The sequence below is a fragment of the Haloarcula sp. H-hyl2 genome, from assembly GCF_056934385.1.
The window spans coordinates 486,998-501,872 of the sequence record NZ_JBRIIJ010000001.1; the positions used below are offsets into that span (position 1 = coordinate 486,998).

Annotated in this window: 17 protein-coding genes; 6 read left to right on the forward strand and 11 right to left on the reverse strand. The window is 65.3% G+C overall.

Annotation, left to right across the window (positions count from 1 at the left end; translation table 11 throughout):
- Positions 1–116: 116 nt before the first annotated feature.
- Positions 117–1,217: a CapA family protein gene (locus Hhyl2_RS02510; RefSeq protein WP_483549145.1), complete on the reverse strand. Its 1,101-nt coding sequence runs from the start codon at positions 1,215–1,217 to the stop codon at positions 117–119.
- 94 nt (positions 1,218–1,311) lie between these two features.
- Here Hhyl2_RS02510 and Hhyl2_RS02515 point away from each other — a divergent pair, with 94 nt between their 5' ends.
- A complete protein-coding gene (locus Hhyl2_RS02515; protein WP_483549146.1) occupies positions 1,312–1,497 on the forward strand; it encodes a hypothetical protein in 186 nt (61 codons plus the stop codon).
- Entirely contained in the window at positions 1,494–1,907 is a 414-nt protein-coding gene (locus Hhyl2_RS02520) for a hypothetical protein (protein WP_483549147.1), read from the forward strand. The genes Hhyl2_RS02515 and Hhyl2_RS02520 overlap by 4 nt, the downstream gene beginning before the upstream one ends.
- A 156-nt stretch (positions 1,908–2,063) precedes the next feature.
- Here Hhyl2_RS02520 and Hhyl2_RS02525 read toward each other — a convergent pair whose 3' ends face one another.
- A complete protein-coding gene (locus tag Hhyl2_RS02525; RefSeq protein ID WP_483549148.1) occupies positions 2,064–2,714 on the reverse strand; it encodes a hypothetical protein in 651 nt (216 codons plus the stop codon).
- A 61-nt stretch (positions 2,715–2,775) separates the two neighbouring features.
- Positions 2,776–3,426: a hypothetical protein gene (locus tag Hhyl2_RS02530; protein WP_483549149.1), complete on the reverse strand. Its 651-nt coding sequence runs from the start codon at positions 3,424–3,426 to the stop codon at positions 2,776–2,778.
- 364 nt (positions 3,427–3,790) lie between these two features.
- Here Hhyl2_RS02530 and Hhyl2_RS02535 point away from each other — a divergent pair, with 364 nt between their 5' ends.
- Positions 3,791–4,426: a class I SAM-dependent methyltransferase gene (locus Hhyl2_RS02535; RefSeq protein ID WP_483549150.1), complete on the forward strand. Its 636-nt coding sequence runs from the start codon at positions 3,791–3,793 to the stop codon at positions 4,424–4,426.
- Positions 4,427–4,532: 106 nt separating this feature from the next.
- Here Hhyl2_RS02535 and Hhyl2_RS02540 read toward each other — a convergent pair whose 3' ends face one another.
- The 4 genes from Hhyl2_RS02540 to Hhyl2_RS02555 form a co-directional block, all read right to left on the reverse strand.
- The gene (locus Hhyl2_RS02540; protein ID WP_483549151.1) at positions 4,533–5,606 is read right to left on the reverse strand and encodes an ABC transporter ATP-binding protein; all 1,074 of its coding nucleotides are present in this window, start codon (positions 5,604–5,606) and stop codon (positions 4,533–4,535) included.
- A complete protein-coding gene (locus Hhyl2_RS02545; protein WP_483549152.1) occupies positions 5,587–7,377 on the reverse strand; it encodes an ABC transporter permease in 1,791 nt (596 codons plus the stop codon). The genes Hhyl2_RS02540 and Hhyl2_RS02545 overlap by 20 nt, the downstream gene beginning before the upstream one ends.
- Positions 7,378–7,509: 132 nt before the next feature.
- The gene (locus Hhyl2_RS02550; RefSeq protein WP_483549153.1) at positions 7,510–8,850 is read right to left on the reverse strand and encodes an RNA-guided endonuclease InsQ/TnpB family protein; all 1,341 of its coding nucleotides are present in this window, start codon (positions 8,848–8,850) and stop codon (positions 7,510–7,512) included.
- A 306-nt stretch (positions 8,851–9,156) separates the two neighbouring features.
- Positions 9,157–9,483, reverse strand: a complete 327-nt coding sequence (locus tag Hhyl2_RS02555) for a DUF5658 family protein (protein WP_483549154.1) — start codon at positions 9,481–9,483, stop codon at positions 9,157–9,159.
- Between the two features lie 91 nt (positions 9,484–9,574).
- Here Hhyl2_RS02555 and Hhyl2_RS02560 point away from each other — a divergent pair, with 91 nt between their 5' ends.
- Complete coding sequence (locus tag Hhyl2_RS02560) at positions 9,575–10,231, forward strand: sugar phosphate isomerase/epimerase family protein (protein ID WP_483549155.1); 657 nt, start codon at positions 9,575–9,577, stop codon at positions 10,229–10,231.
- Between the two features lie 41 nt (positions 10,232–10,272).
- Here the strand turns inward: Hhyl2_RS02560 and Hhyl2_RS02565 are convergent, their stop codons facing one another.
- Complete coding sequence (locus tag Hhyl2_RS02565; protein ID WP_483549156.1) at positions 10,273–10,662, reverse strand: DUF7344 domain-containing protein; 390 nt, start codon at positions 10,660–10,662, stop codon at positions 10,273–10,275.
- Positions 10,663–10,799: 137 nt separating this feature from the next.
- On the opposite strand from Hhyl2_RS02565, the gene Hhyl2_RS02570 reads away from it, so the two are divergent.
- Positions 10,800–11,261, forward strand: coding sequence for a nucleoside deaminase (locus Hhyl2_RS02570; RefSeq protein WP_483549157.1), 462 nt, complete (start codon positions 10,800–10,802; stop codon positions 11,259–11,261).
- A 1-nt stretch (position 11,262) separates the two neighbouring features.
- Here Hhyl2_RS02570 and Hhyl2_RS02575 read toward each other — a convergent pair whose 3' ends face one another.
- Complete coding sequence (locus Hhyl2_RS02575) at positions 11,263–11,418, reverse strand: hypothetical protein (protein WP_483549158.1); 156 nt, start codon at positions 11,416–11,418, stop codon at positions 11,263–11,265.
- A 133-nt stretch (positions 11,419–11,551) separates the two neighbouring features.
- On the opposite strand from Hhyl2_RS02575, the gene Hhyl2_RS02580 reads away from it, so the two are divergent.
- Entirely contained in the window at positions 11,552–12,211 is a 660-nt protein-coding gene (locus Hhyl2_RS02580) for an AIM24 family protein (RefSeq protein ID WP_483549159.1), read from the forward strand.
- A gap of 4 nt (positions 12,212–12,215) precedes the next feature.
- Here Hhyl2_RS02580 and Hhyl2_RS02585 read toward each other — a convergent pair whose 3' ends face one another.
- On the reverse strand, positions 12,216–12,938 hold the full coding sequence (locus Hhyl2_RS02585; RefSeq protein ID WP_483549160.1) for a hypothetical protein: 723 nt from the start codon (positions 12,936–12,938) through the stop codon (positions 12,216–12,218).
- Between the two features lie 71 nt (positions 12,939–13,009).
- Complete coding sequence (locus Hhyl2_RS02590; RefSeq protein WP_483549161.1) at positions 13,010–14,716, reverse strand: cyclin family protein; 1,707 nt, start codon at positions 14,714–14,716, stop codon at positions 13,010–13,012.
- Positions 14,717–14,875: the final 159 nt, after the last annotated feature.

Here is a 14,875-nt window from a genome sequence, read left to right on the forward strand (position 1 = left end):
GAAGGCTTCTGAACGGTCGAGAACGACCGGCCAGTTTCATACTGCAGGCTATCCCTTCGTGACGGATTTTGCCACCTCGGGTGGCAAAAATCGTCACGTGTGTATAGCCGGTAGTATCAGCACTGTCCGAGGGGGATCCGGAGGCCGTCGTCCGCCCGCTCGACGGTCGTCCCGAACGGTTCAGAGAGCGTCCGCATCCGGTCACGGAGCCACGCGGCCGCCGTCTCGCTGGCCCGCCCGACCGCAGAGCCGGCAATCTCGACGGGGACCAGTCGTAGTGCCTCGAAGGTACCGTCGTCGACGACCAGTTCGAACAGGAAGCTCCGGTCGTTGTGCAGGCCCTCCTTGACGAGGTAGTCGTCGACGAAATCGCCCGCGTCGTAGATGATCGGCCGCCCGCGGTAGGTTTCCACGCCCTGGATGACGTGGGCGCTGTGGCCGTGGACCACGTCGACGCCGCGGTCGACGAGCCAGTGGGCGACCGCTTGCTGTGTCTCGGACGGGCGCACCTCCCAGTTGGGGCCCCAGTGTAGCGTCGCAACCAGGATGTCCGGGTCCTGCTCGCGAGCGCGGGATAGCGCCGCATCGACACGGCGCTTCGACAGCGGGTCGTCCGTCGACAGCGTCGTGAAGGCAGTCCCCGGACTGTTCTCGCGGGCCGCGTACAGCGGCGCCTGGTCGGTCAGTGCGACGACCGCCACGTCGACATCGGCGATGGACGTCGTCGCGGGGGCGAACGCAGCTTCCCGGTCGTCGCCCGCACCGGCCGTGGCGATGCCGGCGTCTTCGAGATGCGTGACGGTATCGCGCAACGCCTGTGGCCCGAAATCCAGCAGGTGGTTGTTCGCCAGGCTGGCGACGCTGGTCCCCGCGTGCTGGAGTGCCGGCACCGCCCAATTCGGACTCGCACGGAAGTAGAAGCCCCGGCCGGGCGTCTTCTCCCCGCGATCGGAGACGGCACACTCCAGGTTCACGACGAGGCCGTCGAGGGCCTGCAGTCGCTCTCCCATCGAGCCCCAGACGCCGGCAGAGTCGCGGTCGCGCCACGTCTCGTCGACGTTCCGGCCGAGCATCACGTCGCCGGTGAACCCGATGCGGACCCGCTCGTCGGTCCCGACGGTCGGTGGACAGTCGGGTTCGGCCACGCTCCCGAGACAGCCAGCGAGGCCGGTCCCGGCCAGCACCGCTCCGAGGAGCGCCCGGCGAGTCGACTGCATAGTCGGAGTTCGTCCGGAGTGGTCTTGAAAACGACGGGGCCAGCCGTCGCCGGATTGTCCCTACGATTATGATGGGCCGACTGAAAGTCAACATATGGAACAACTCCGGGACGAACGGAAGGAGACGGTGATCGCCCGATGGAACACCGTCTTCGGGGCCCTGGCGGCCGAACCCCGCCGCCAGATTATCGTCTCGCTGATGGAGTCGCCGCCCGAGCGTGCGCTGTCGCTCCCCGAAGCCGCGAATCCGTCGTACTCCTCCGGGACCCCGAGCGGTTGACGATCGAACTTGGCACCTCCCATCTGCCAGCACTGTCCGACGCCGATCTCGTCCGCTGGGAGCAGTCGCCGCTGACCGTCAGTCGCGGCCCAGCGTTCGAGGAGGCCGCGATCGTCTTCGATGCGCTCCACAGGTGTGCCGAGGACATCCCGCCACGGCTCGCGGCGGGGTGGCAACCGCTCGAAGACCGCCGAGGTGGACGGGACGGAACCGCACGCGCTGGATTGCTCGCTCGCGAACTACGTCGACACCGACGCGATCGAACGGCTGCGGCGATGGACAACCACGACTGGGAACTGACGTTCAGTGTCCCGGACCGCGAGGTGACGGTCAACGGGCAGGGAGATATTGCCTTCGAAGGCGATAGCGTCAGGGAGTTCGCCGTCGACGAACTCTCGGAGCAGTCCTGACGTCCCAGTCCAGCTGCGATCATCGTCAGGTGATCGGTTCCAGAACCCGCGGATACGGGGCGCGAATACATCATCTTCCCCGGTTCGCTGACAGCCCTGTCCGGGTATCATCCTCGTGAGAGTGGGGGCTGGTCGGGGTCCCGATCCTGGGAGTCGTCAGTGGTCTCGTCTTGGTCCTGTCGTGGTACGGCTCCGGAGTTCCGCGAGGTCCTGGCGGAAGACGAGCAAGGGGAGAAAGACGAACACGACGGCGACGACGAGAAGCGGAACGAGGTCGTCCCGGAGATCTTGTGCGATGGTGAGGTCGAACCCTCCCACCAGTAGATGGGCAGCGACTCCACCGAAGAGACCAACCACAGCGAGTGTCCAGAGCCCCGTAATTGCGAGGCCGAGCGTGGCGATCTGTCGGAGAAGTCGATCTGCTTCGAGGAAGCAGAGGAGTCCGGCGAGGAGCAGTGTGGCCCCGAGCACCCAGATGCTCCCGAGCACGACGACGTACACGGGCGAGAGCGATAATGCGCCGGCAGCGGCACCGAGTAGCGTGACGAGGAGTGCGACGACGAGGACGAACCCACCGAGGACGGCGTGTGCCAGAATCCGAAGGGTACGATTTCTGAAGACGGAACTGGTCGTCGCCAGAGCGATTCCAGTAAGAACTGCAGCAACGAGCGTCGAGACCACGACAAACCAGGGCGGGTTTCCCGAGAGCCACGTCCCGGCGAAGACGGCGACGGAGATCACCGCGAAGATGGTGAGTACCCATGGAAGCGGAAGCTGGAGGCGTTGTCGGAGTGTTTCGACCGTCATCGATGGATCACATTCGACTGCGATGGGAGTCGACTCTCAGAACCGTTCTGGACTGGTCTAGTCATCTCTCGCCCGCCTGCTCTCGGTCCTTTGGACGTGTCTCGCGGAGATCCCAGCGGAAGACGATACTCGGCAGCGCGACGACCACGACGAGGATGACCCAGTAGGAAACCGCGCCCGCCGTGAGATCGGACCCGATGTTCAGCGCCCCCGAAACGACGGCGATCACGACGTATCCGATGACCGCTATCCCCCAGGCGAGGGAGGCTCCGAGTCCGACTTTCGCGACACGGCGTTCCAAGCTGGGTGCGCCCTGGTACACGAAGACACCGTTGAGAAGCAGCGAGACCGAGACGACCCAGAGACCGGCCAGGAAGACGTATCCCGGTGCGGTCATGAATCGGTCAGCGAACTGGAGCACAGTCAACAAGAATGCGGGGACCAGGACGAAAAGTCCCAGAAAGACGTGGACCATGATCCTGATACCGCGACGGCCCGCCACTGCATGGAGCACGACGACGCCGACGACGGCCAGGACAGCCCCGGCGATGGCGAGGCTCCCCGCCTGCCAGGCGGACCGCCCACTCTCGACCAACACAGCGAATGCCATCGCGGCGACTGCGGCGAAGACGAGAACGGCCCACGACAGTGGAAGCTGAACCCACTGCAGCCACCCGTCGAACGAGCGCTCACCGTCCGTTCTGGACACCATTGCTCCTCTACGTCGGTTGTCTGTCCGTTGGTCCGTCACGGATTCGTTCGTAGACGAGTTGTACCGCCAGAATCACGATTGTCCAGACGACCACGTCGACGACGGGTCCGAGCCAGTTCACCCGCCACGGAAAGTACTCAGGTGCGAGTACCTGCCCAATCAACCACGCCATCGGAAACCCGTAGTGTGTCCCCCCAGAAGTGGGCTAATGGGTAGCAAACCTGAACTGAGCGTACCGTCGATACCCCCGAGGAGTGAGTAGCCGACGAATTTGGATCGATCCATTGGATGCATCGTCAGTACGCACGAATCCCACATCGTTAGTTGCTGCATACAGGGCGCGAGCCGGTGGTACGTGTCAGTGATGATTCTTGAGATCTTTATGCTGCATCTCCCTCTACTCGCCTTACCGATAACCGACACGGAACGCGAGTATCACGGCTACACTCCGATGGATTACGATGCGGATTGCGAGGCAGACGAAGTCTCCCAGACCTGTCTGTCCTCTCTGCTCACGCACGCGTCGATCGAGCGCGACGATACCGTGCTCGATATGGGGACGGGTATCGTCGCGCTCGAACTCGCGTCGGCGTGTGCGCACGTGGTCGAACGGGACAGCTACGACGAGTGGCTCCAGTACGCCCGGGAGAAAGCCGAGCAGCGCGGCATCGAGAACGTCTCGTTCGACCACGGGTCGTTCCGTGAACCGAACGTCGACGAACCAGTCGATGTCGTGGTTGCGAGCTCCGCACTGTACATGACTTACGATGAGGGGGGCCAGGACGAATTACGCGCCGCTATCGACGGTCTCGTCTCGCTCCATCCGCGGTGCGTAGTGGTGGCCGACAAGATGCGTTTCGGGCCGATGCTGTCCCCGAGCGAGTACGAGACGCTGCCACTGATGGGAACGATCGCTACTCTCCTCGTGGATTCGGGTCTCACTCTCACCGATGTCGAGATACTCTCCGAGTCGGTCGGTGTCCTCGTCGCCACCCGATAGCAGCAGCGCATTCAGCGACAATCTACCGAACTTTCGCTCAATATTGTTCTGAAACCAGCACACTGCAACCGCCCGCTGTACACACCATGGGTCCAACAGAGCCGATTCACTCGCTCTCGATCACGTGCGCGTCCGCCGGGTCGAACCCGACTGTCACCGCCCCACTCGGGGGGTCCTGGGTCTGCAGTCGCAGTTCGCGCTCGCACCAGTCGAGGTGGACGCGCGTGGTATCGCCCAGGAACTCCGTGCTCGTCACGGTCGCCGACAGCGCGTTCTGGCCACCACCGAGCGAGAGCCGTTCGGGCCTGATACAGAGGCTGACACGGTCTCCACCTGTCAGGTCGCACCCGTCGACCGCGACAGCGAGTGTCGCTTCGCCCACGTCGACGTCGGCGACCGCCCCATCCTCTCCCGATCTGAGGCCGGCCACCGTCCCCGAGAGGACGTTGTTGTCCCCGACGAACCCCGCGACGAACGTCGTCGCCGGGCGTCGGTAGATCTCGCGGGGCGGCCCGACCTGTTCGGGAGTCCCGTCTTGTATCACTGCCACGCGGTCGGAGATGGCCAGCGCCTCCTCCTGGTCGTGAGTGACGTAGACCGTCGTGATGTCCAGTTCTTGCTGTATCTCCCGGACCTGGACCCGGAGCCGTTCGCGCAGTTTCGCGTCCAGCGCGCTCATGGGTTCGTCCAGCAGGAGGACCTCCGGACCAGGCGCCAGCGCCCGTGCGATTGCCACCCGCTGTTGCTGGCCGCCCGAGAGCGTGTCCGGGTCGCGGGCTGCCATCCCAGCCAGGTCGACCAGGTCGAGGAGGGTCGCCACGCGCTCGCGGTCGCTCACGCCGCCCGGGGGGTCGGCGAACTGCAACCCGTAGCCGATGTTCTCGCCGACGGTCATGTGCGGGAACAGCGCGTAGTTCTGGAAGACGACGCCGACGTCCCGGTCCTCGGGCGGGACGCCGGCGACGGACTCGCCGCCGAACCGGACGGTCCCCTCGCTGGGTGCCTCGAACCCGGCAAGCAGCCGGAGCGTCGTCGTCTTCCCACAGCCCGAGGGACCGACCAGTGTGAAGAACTCCCCGTCACGCACCGACAGCGAGAGGTCGGCGACGGCCGTCGCGTCGCCGTACCGTTTCGTCACACCGTCGAGTTCGACCGCGGGCTCAGAAGCCAACGTCGTCACCCCCGAGTCTGTCGATGACGAGGAAACTCGCGCTCGTGACCAGGAGCAGGACGACGCCCATCGCCGTCGCCGGCCCCAGCCGCCGGCCGATGAACCGCTCGATGGCGATGGGCATCGTGAACTGGCTCGTCCCGGTCGCCAGCACCACCGTCGCGGAGAACTCCCCGATCGAGAGCGCGACGGCGAAGGCGGCGCCGGCGACGACGGCCGGCCAGACCAGCGGGAGCTCGACGTCCAGCAGCGTCCGCGCCCGCGGTGCCCCCAGCGCCCGCGCCGACTCGACGAGCGACCGGTCGAGGCTGTCCAGTTCCGGCGCGACCGTCCGGACGACGAACGGGTAGCCCCCGACGGCGTGGGCGCCGACGATAGCTAGCGCCCCGCCGACGGCCAGTCGCGTCCCGCCGACCTCGACGCCGAAGACAAGCCCGCGTAGCAGGCCCAGGCCGACGACGATACCCGACACCGACAGCGGCGCCATCGCCAGGGTATCGACGAGTTTCCGGCCGTGGAACTCCCGCGTCGTGAGGACGGCGACGACGACGCCCATCGGCAGCGCGACCAGCAGCGACGCGGCGGCGAACAGCAGCGAGTTGCGCACTGCGTCCCAGGGCTTGACCTGGAAGGCGGCCCCGGTGGCCTGGCGCTCCAGCAGGAAGCGGTAGTGTTCGGTGGTCAGGCCCGTCGGGTCGGTCACGCTGGCCAGGAGCATGCTCGCGATGGGCCCGACGAAGACCGCCAGCGCGACGAGCGCGTAGACAGCCAGCCCGAGCCGCGGGACGAGCGCTCGCCAGGACCACGACTCGGGGACCAGCGGGCGCCGTGGCAGTGGTCGCCCGCCGCTGCGCTCGACGGTGTGGCGCGCCTCGTACCGGAGGTAACCGTACAGCAGCCCCAACGAGATGCCGAGTTCGATCAGCGCCAGCGCTGCGCCCTCCGCGTACTCGAAGTCCCGGATGAGCTGGTAGACGAACACCTCGACGGTCGCGAGCTGGAATCCGCCCAGCGCGAGGACGATGGGGAACGTGCTGAACGTGAAGACGAACGTCAGCGCGGCGCCCATCAGCACAGCCGGGTAGAGCTGTGGGGCGATCACGTCGCGGAACGCCCGGAGCGGGCTGGCGCCCAGACTCCGCGCCGTCTCGAACGCGCTGGCGTCGACGGACTCCCAGGCGGCCGTGGTCACCCGGGCGACCAGCGGCGCGTTGTAGAAGGCGTGGGCGATGACGACCGCCTCCAGCGTAAACAGGAGGTCGACCTGGCCCAGGCCGACCGCGTCGAGGACGGCGTTGAGCGTTCCGTTCGTGCCGAACGTCGCGACGAAGCCCACGGCGACCATCATCGACGGCAGCACGAACGGGAGGATGGTCAGCGAGCGGAGCGTCCGCCGGCCGGGGAACTCGTAACGGGCCAGCAGGTACGCCGCCGGGAGCCCCAGCAGCACGCTGGCAACCGACGACACCGCCGCCTGGTAGGCAGTGAAACCGACGATACCCAGCCGGCGGTCCGGCGAGAGCATGTCCCGTGCCACCTCGCCGGGAGCGGCGCCGGTCAGCAGCCGTGCCGGCTCCCCGAAGTAGAACGGGTCCGAGACGATCCGCCAGAACACCGACAGCGTCAGCCGCCCTTCGACGAGGATGCTATCGACGAACACCGTCGTCACCGGATAGTAGAACAACACGACGAGGACGACCAGGGTCCCGGCAGCCAGTGTGGGGAGCGCCCGCCGGTCGACGCGCTCGCGGACCGCAGTCGGGAGCCCCGGGCCGTTCATCACGCGGTGGTCACACCCAGTGGTACTTAGGTGCCCCGTTCCAGCGTGACTACACGCCCAGCAACAGCGCCGTGTTATGACATCCTCCCCGTCGTGAACGACGGGGTTTCCTCCGTGAGAGTCTCAGCCGGTCTAAGACTCGCCGGAAGCAACATTCCCGTTGTGGTGGACGGTACTCGGGTCTGTGCGCTGTTCTTTGGGACGGTGAGAGCGTGGTGACTCCGACCAGTTGTGGTCGTCCCACTCGAACCGCACGGGCCGTGCCATCGGCCTGACTGCTTTCTCTGTGTGCCGCTTCAGAAACGTTTCTGACGCCGTAAGGTCGGCGTGCCCCTCGAATCCACACGGGCAGGTGAGCGTGTCCTGATGCCGGTTCGTTCGGTCTGTGCCGCCACATTGCGGGCACTCCTGACTGGTCCACGCTTCCGACCGGACTTCGACCGAGATACCGTATTCCTCAGCGGTACAGACCAGTCGCTCGGTGAATTGCTTGAACGCCCAGAAGTTGTGCGTTTTCGCGTTGGTTTCGACCGACCAGTGTGTTTCGAGTACGTCGGTCAAGCCACCGATATACACCGTATCGACACCTTCGGCGTACAGTCGGTCCAGCAGGTCACGACACAGTGCTTCTTGGGCGTGGTTGCGGCGGCGGATTCGCTTCCGATACAGTCGCCGGATACGGTTGCTACTGTATCGGCCTTCCCGTAGCTTGGACTGTAACCGGGCGATTTCTCGCGTCGTCTGCCGGAAACGGTCGAATAACTTGCGGCCTTCGTACAGGTATTGCTCGCCGGTCGTCGTGGTACAGGCAACGAGATTGTTTGCACCAATGTCCAGAGCGGCCGTCTCGTCGGCCAGTGGAGTGTCCCGTGTCTCGTCAGAAACAGTCACAGGTTGCGAAGCTCGGAAGGTGCTGTCAGTCTCGTCATACCACAATTCTAATCGGCTCTGGTCTTCGTAGTCAGGCCAATTCGGGTCGCCAGCGATTTCGAGGCGGAGACGCCCAGTGTGGTCGTATCGGTCTTTCAACTCGCTCCCGACCAGTATCTCAAGCCGGGACCGCTCGCCCCATTCGACAGTGTACGACGTGTTTCGAATGACGGTTTTGAGAACACGTCCATCATCCTCGTTGCCACGGAATCCCGGCGGTTCCGGGTGTTCCGTAACCGACGTGTTCGACTCGTCGTGGTACTTGTTCTTCGTATCGAAGAACCCGCGCCAGGCTTCACTGTTTTTGCGAATGACCTGTTGAGCGGTGGACGCACCAAGCACGCCTTTGTATTTGCCTTCGAGACTGCCCGTATCGGCGTCCCACACGTCCTCGCCCTCGAAGCCGCCCTCGTCGTTGTATCGCATGAGGCGCTGATAGTTAACTTCGTTCCAGAGAGCGGCGGAAGCGTCCAACAGGTCCCGTAGCAGTTGCTCACCATCGTCGGAGAGCGGTCGCACGGCGAACGTGTTGGTACGCTTCATGCCACAATCGTTTTCACGACTCTCCGTCAAATAAGTCTTGTGAGACAATGCGACCAGCAATAGATATTTCGCATGGACTACACGGACGGGTGAAAGACTACGCCGAAGCAAACGACCTGTCGCTCGATGAGGCGTATATCGAGGTTCTGGAAACGGGACTCGAAACGTTGGAGACTCAAGACCAGCAGTAACGGGGCGGTTTCTCACCAGAGCTTACGCGATTCACGCCCGCCCTGTTCGGTCCTCGGTTCCGACTTGCGGTCGGAACACTCGTCCCTCACGGGAAGGGCGGGGACTCTCTCGCTGTCACAGGTAGACGACGACCGCGACGGTGACGACGGCGAAGATGGCGAGGAACACCGTCGCGTTCCGGTCCGAGAGCAGTGCCCAGCCGCCGACGAGCCACACCATCGCGGCGAACTTCACGAGCCAGAGGCCGGCCAGTCCCAGTTCCGCGAGCAGCGTCGCGACGACGACGTTGCCCTCCTGGTAGCCGCTGGCCAGTCCGGCCATCGTCAGGAGGATGTCGGCCACCGTCGCCAGCAGGATGACCGTCCACAGCACCGCGTGACGACGGGTCATCCGCCGGCGCCGTCGCAGCGTGAACAGTCGCTCGCTGGAGCGATCCGGCATCGTCCGTCCCAGGGGTCCGACCAGCAAAAGTGCTGTGTCGCCCGCGATTGCACGTCGTTTAACCCGACTCGTCGCGTGCCTGCTCGTGGGAATGCATCTCGTCGGAAAGTGCCCGCCGGACGCCGAGTCGCTGACGGCAGCGGCGGACAGGGGCTTCGATGCCGTCGAACTGTATCTGACTGCCGAGCACCTCGACGACGTCGCGGAGACGGTCCGGACGGTCCAGACATCGCCGGTTTCGGCCGCGTCGGTGCACACGCCACACGCACGCCCCGAGGAGGGTGAGCCGTTCCGCCGGGCCGACGACCTCGCCGCTCGACTCGACACGTATCTCGTCGTCCACAGCCAGTACCTCCAGCACTTCCACGTCCCGGTGCTGGAGTCCTACGACTTCGCGGCCGACTACGGCTACGAGAACAACCCCGGTGCGAGCCTCTTCCACCTCCGGAACACGATTCTGGACCGGGGCCACGAACTCGTCCTCGATACCGCTCACCTCTACGCGACGACCGAGCGGTACCACGAGACGCTAGAGCGACTGCTCTCGGAGTACGGAAGCCAGCTATCGGTCGTCCACCTGACCGACGGGACGACGACAGCGGACGGGCTCGCGATCGGTGCCGGTGAGATCGATCTCCAGTCGACGACGGAACTGCTCGACCGGCAGTTCGAGGGGACGGTCGTTCTGGAGGTCATGCCTACAGACCAGCGAGCGGGTCGGCATCGGATTCTCGGCTGGCTCCGGTGATCGCGAGCGGTAGCGACGGGTGCAGCCGGTCGCGGTCAGGCTCAGTCCGTCAGCGTCTCTTCGAGCGCCGGACAGCCCTCGACGAGTTCGGGCGGCAGTCTGTCGGCTGCATCCTGGAGGATTTCGACCACGGCACCGACCTCGGTAAAGTTCGGGCCCCGGCGGACCGTGAAGGGATCCTCGTCCCACTCGACGTAGCCCGGATCGGCCAATACGGGGAGATGACAGTGGCGGAGCTGTATCGTCACTGGTTCCCGGTCGGTCGACTCCGAATCCCCGATAGCGGCGTCGGGTAAGGGGAGACGTCTATCCGGTGGCGCGTCCAGTAACGAGATGATAACCTGCCTCCGGGGTCGGGCTGCCAGTCGTTTGAGCACCCGATCCCACCGGTCTGACGCAGGTGTCTCGTCCCCACGACGGTGACTGGTCATTAGATGTTTCTCAATTTTAATGTATACTGTAATCAAACTATCGGGCAGTTACCAAACTTGCGAACGCGCCTCGTGTGGTCGGTGACACACCGTCGGAGAGCCGTGAGATGTTTGCCACTGGCAGTCGATTCTCACGTATGGAAACCGACTTCGACAGGTTCGATCACGACGCGCACATGGCACGCGCGTTCGTCCTCGCACGCGTCGCCGCCGAGCGTGGCGACCGCCCGTTCGGTTCGGTCCTCGTCCGCGACGACGAGATCGTCATGGAGGCATCGAACCGCGTCGTCACCGAGGACGATGTCCGACGCCACCCCGAACTGGACCTCGCACAGCAGGCGCGACGGGAGATGACCGCCGAGGAACGGGCGGCGACGGTGATGTACACGAGCACGGAGCCGTGTCCGATGTGTGCCGGCGGGATCCGCCATGCGGGACTGGGGCGGGTCGTCTACAGCGTCGGCGGTGACGAGATCGGGGAGTTCACCGACCAGTCGGCACCGGTCCGCTCGGCCGAGATCCTCGACGGCGTCACCGAGGTCGTCGGGCCGGTACACAACGCGGCCGGCCGGGAGATCCACGCCGACTACGACTGGTGAGCTACCGCTGCCACTCGTAGAACCACCAGACCGCTCCGAGCAACAGGAGGCCCGCACCGAGTGCCGAAGTGGCGGGTTCGGGGATCACGAACAGGATGAACCCGATCAGTGCCATCGTCGCCGGTCCGATATCGTCGAGATACGCGTCGAGTCCCATGGTCGGTTCTCGTTCCGCCCCGTCAAAGAGCTTCGGCAGACGCGCCGAAATATTAGATGGCAGAGGTGCCCGTACAGATATGACGGGCCGCCTCGACCATCCCCACAGGGCCGACCGGCCCTGTGTACGACTCATGGACTCCGAAGACTTCGTCAACGCCAACGACCCGGCGCCAGGCGGCGATTCGTTCTCACTGGAGAACAGCAAGATACTCGCGATCGAGATCGACGACCCGGTGTTCACGAAGGTCGGCGCGATGGTCGCCTACACCGGCGATATCTCCTTTGGGGGCCAGTCCTCGGCCGAGGGCGGGATCACCGGCTATCTGAAGGACGCGGCGACCAGTGAAGGGACCGACGTGATGAAAGTCGAGGGCAGCGGGACGCTCTACGTCGCGGACGCCGAGAAGGAGATCCAGATACTGGAACTCGGCGCCGACGAGGCCATCTCGGTCAACGGTGAGGACGTCCTGGCGTTCGATTCGGACGTCGACTACGAGATCCGGACCATCGACAGTCTCGCCGGCTCTGCGACCGGCGGGCTGACCAACGTCTTCCTCGAAGGCCCCGGCTACATCGCCATCACGACCCACGGCGACCCGCTGGTTCTGGAACCGCCGGTGACGACAGACCCGGCCGCGACGGTGGCCTGGAGCAGCACCGTCTCGCCGTCCAGCAGTGTCAACAGGAGCCTCTCGGATATGATCGGCCAGTCCTCCGACGAGACCTACCAACTGGAGTTCACGGGCGAGGGGTTCGTCGTCGTCCAGCCCTACGAGGAACGCCAGCCGTGAGGACCTATACGCGACCCGCTGCGGCCGTGAGGTTCGCGGCTAGCCCGAACAGCAACAGGACAGTGCTGGAGGCGTAGTTCGCGACCGGGCTCGCGGCGAAGAGGGTCGGGAGGGCGCCGGTCTGCATCGCGATGAGGTTCGCGACGCCGCCGACGACCAGTACCAGGCCGAGCAGTCCGAGCGAGACGCCCCGGAGCGCGCCGAAGCGACCGCGGCTCTGGCCGAACTCCTGCTCGTCGAACGCCGTGGTGACGGCGCTCTCGACGCGGCTGGCGAGTGTCTCCTCGACGTCGCCAAGTTCGTCGCCGACGTACTCCCGGAGGGTGGTCTCCACCCGGTCGAGTTCCTGGGCTCGTTCGTCCAGTTCTCGCTCGCGTTCGTTGAGCGCCGTCCGGCGATCCTCGAGGTTCTCCTCGAACTCCGCGAGTTCGGCCTCACGGTCCTCCAGTTCCTCCCGAAGGTCGACGGTCTGTTCGCGCCGCTTGAGCGTCTCCTCCTCCTGCTGGTCCAGTTCCCGTGCGCGCTGTTCGAGTTCCTGTTCGCGCTTGTCCAGTTCCTGTTCGCGCTGGTCGAGTCGTTGTTCCCACTGGTTGAGACGCTCCTCGCGTTCGATACTCTGGCCGCCGCCACCCGGGAGGTCGCCGTCGGCCGGTTGGTCGTTCCCGTCGTCGGTGTCCCCCTCACCGAACGGTATCTCGTCGTCCTGGGGACCGTTATCGTTACTCATGACCCTTCAGCACGGAGTCTCGAAGCCGCGACACAAGTAGCTTTTCGCCGGCCCCTGGCGACGATGGCGGGTTACTCCTCGCGGAGGATGACGTCGAGGGTGGCGTCGTCGATGTGACGCCCCTCGCGACCCGCCGTGTAGGTCTTCGCGAGGGCGATGACGCGCCCGGTGTGGGAATCGCCGATATCCGGCGAGAGTTCCGACTCCAGCAGGTCGGTCGTCCACGCGCATTCGGCGTAGTCGATGTCGCCGCGCACGAGGCCGAGACAGAGCGAGACGACGACGCTGTTCATCGCGTTGGTGATGTAGTTCGAATTGGCGCCGCTGACCCCGGACAGCGATTCGATGTCGACCTGCGTCCGGCTCACCGTCGCCGCGAACACGACCGCGCCGGCACCCAGTTCGGCAGCGGTGTACTCTGTGTCGCTCTCAGCGGGGTCGTACCGTTCCAGCGAGCGCAGGCTCTCCTCGTGGACGTCCTCCGAGAGGCCGAGTTCCTCGACGATGGTCTCTACGAACTCGCTGGCGTCGCGCCGGGGAATCTCGACGTCGACCGTCTCGTCGAGTTCGTCGAGCCACTGGTGGACGACGCGCGGTTCGAACTCCCGCAGGTCGGCGACCTGGATGGCGTCGACGTCGCCGTCCTCCATCCGGGAGGCACCGACGACCGTCGCGCCGGCGAGTTCGGCGGCGTCCTCGACGTCGACGTCGTCCGCAGCGTCACTGACCATCCCGCGGGCCAGGAGCCGGGTCGACGCGCCGACGTCGAGTTCCTCGACCAGGGCGTCGATCTCCGTCTCGACGGCGTCGACGGTCAGGTCGGTTCCGACGCCATCCTGTTCGGCTGGTACCCAGACGACCACGGAGCCGGCTCGCTTGCGCTGCAGGACCCCGTCGGCTGCCAGAGACTCCAGCGCGTCGCCGACGGCCTCCTCGTCGGTGTCGTGAGCATCGGCGACGCTCTCGGTCGTGGGCAGTTCGTCCGGGTACATCGACGTGACCGTCTCCAGGTACGCCTCGATGTCGACCTCTGTATCCACGGAGTCGGCGTCGTCGCCCGATTCGGCCCCTTCGGGCTCGGCGGTGCCGGCACCGTCGGCGGCAGTCGACTGGTCGCTCGACGCCTCGGCATCGGCGGTCGTCGCGACCTGATATCGCTCGGCCTGAAGCTGATCCTCGCCGAGCAGTTCCTTGAGTTCGCGACAGCGGTTCCGGACGGTCACCTCGTTCGTCCCGGAGGCCCGACCCAGCGACTCCTGGTCGTACTCCTCGCCCGCGCCGTTGACCAGCGCTGCGAGCGAGAGGACGGCTCCAGCTGTCGCCGCCGGTGAGGGGCCGCCCGCGACGACGGTCGGGTCAGCCTCGAAAGAGTCGTGGAGGAGCCGGTGGCCGACGTTGACGAGTTCGTCTGGCATGTCGACCGCCTCGCCGAACCCCTGGACGAGCGCGTCCGGATGGGGCGGGACGTCGCTGATGTCGAGATACGAACCCACTGCTTCGAGTTGCTGGTGCGAGATAGCGATATCGCCGTCGCCGTTGAGCCGTTCTGCCCACGCCTTCGCGATGTCGTGTTCGCTGACCGGCAGCCCGTCTTCCCGCGAGGAGAGCGCCAGCGCCGCCGCAGCGACATTGTCGAGGCTGTCCGCGTCGACGTCCGGCTCGTTGCTCAGCTGGTTCAGTCGAACCTGTGTGATCTGGAGTGTGTTGTTCGGAATCTGGAGTTGTTCGCCCACGTGGGCCAATCGACTTTCCACGCTATCGTCTGAGGTGCTCGACATGGTAGCACCATTCGAGCGTCACTGTCTTAACTGTTGGATACTCCTCAGGTGACGAGTAGTAGGGAGTGACTACCAGCCCCCCGCTGTCGGTTCCGGCGGGGACAATCGTTCCGCCCTGCGTTCGGCCGTCTGCTGGGGGGCGCTGGCTGTCGTCGGCGG

Excerpts from the sequence above, each read along its gene's own strand:
- Hhyl2_RS02590 (WP_483549161.1), bottom strand. The coding sequence starts at position 14,716 with ATGTCGAGCACCTCAGACGATAGCGTGGAAAGTCGATTGGCCCACGTG.
- Hhyl2_RS02555 (WP_483549154.1), bottom strand. The coding sequence starts at position 9,483 with ATGCCGGATCGCTCCAGCGAGCGACTGTTCACGCTGCGACGGCGCCGG.
- Hhyl2_RS02585 (WP_483549160.1), bottom strand. The coding sequence starts at position 12,938 with ATGAGTAACGATAACGGTCCCCAGGACGACGAGATACCGTTCGGTGAG.
- Hhyl2_RS02530 (WP_483549149.1), bottom strand. The coding sequence starts at position 3,426 with ATGGTGTCCAGAACGGACGGTGAGCGCTCGTTCGACGGGTGGCTGCAG.
- Hhyl2_RS02580 (WP_483549159.1), top strand. The coding sequence starts at position 11,552 with ATGGACTCCGAAGACTTCGTCAACGCCAACGACCCGGCGCCAGGCGGC.
- Hhyl2_RS02515 (WP_483549146.1), top strand. The coding sequence starts at position 1,312 with ATGGAACAACTCCGGGACGAACGGAAGGAGACGGTGATCGCCCGATGG.
- Hhyl2_RS02550 (WP_483549153.1), bottom strand. The coding sequence starts at position 8,850 with ATGAAGCGTACCAACACGTTCGCCGTGCGACCGCTCTCCGACGATGGT.
- Hhyl2_RS02545 (WP_483549152.1), bottom strand. The coding sequence starts at position 7,377 with ATGAACGGCCCGGGGCTCCCGACTGCGGTCCGCGAGCGCGTCGACCGG.
- Hhyl2_RS02570 (WP_483549157.1), top strand. The coding sequence starts at position 10,800 with ATGGAAACCGACTTCGACAGGTTCGATCACGACGCGCACATGGCACGC.
- Hhyl2_RS02525 (WP_483549148.1), bottom strand. The coding sequence starts at position 2,714 with ATGACGGTCGAAACACTCCGACAACGCCTCCAGCTTCCGCTTCCATGG.
- Hhyl2_RS02575 (WP_483549158.1), bottom strand. The coding sequence starts at position 11,418 with ATGGGACTCGACGCGTATCTCGACGATATCGGACCGGCGACGATGGCA.
- Hhyl2_RS02560 (WP_483549155.1), top strand. The coding sequence starts at position 9,575 with ATGCATCTCGTCGGAAAGTGCCCGCCGGACGCCGAGTCGCTGACGGCA.
- Hhyl2_RS02510 (WP_483549145.1), bottom strand. The coding sequence starts at position 1,217 with ATGCAGTCGACTCGCCGGGCGCTCCTCGGAGCGGTGCTGGCCGGGACC.
- Hhyl2_RS02565 (WP_483549156.1), bottom strand. The coding sequence starts at position 10,662 with ATGACCAGTCACCGTCGTGGGGACGAGACACCTGCGTCAGACCGGTGG.
- Hhyl2_RS02535 (WP_483549150.1), top strand. The coding sequence starts at position 3,791 with ATGATTCTTGAGATCTTTATGCTGCATCTCCCTCTACTCGCCTTACCG.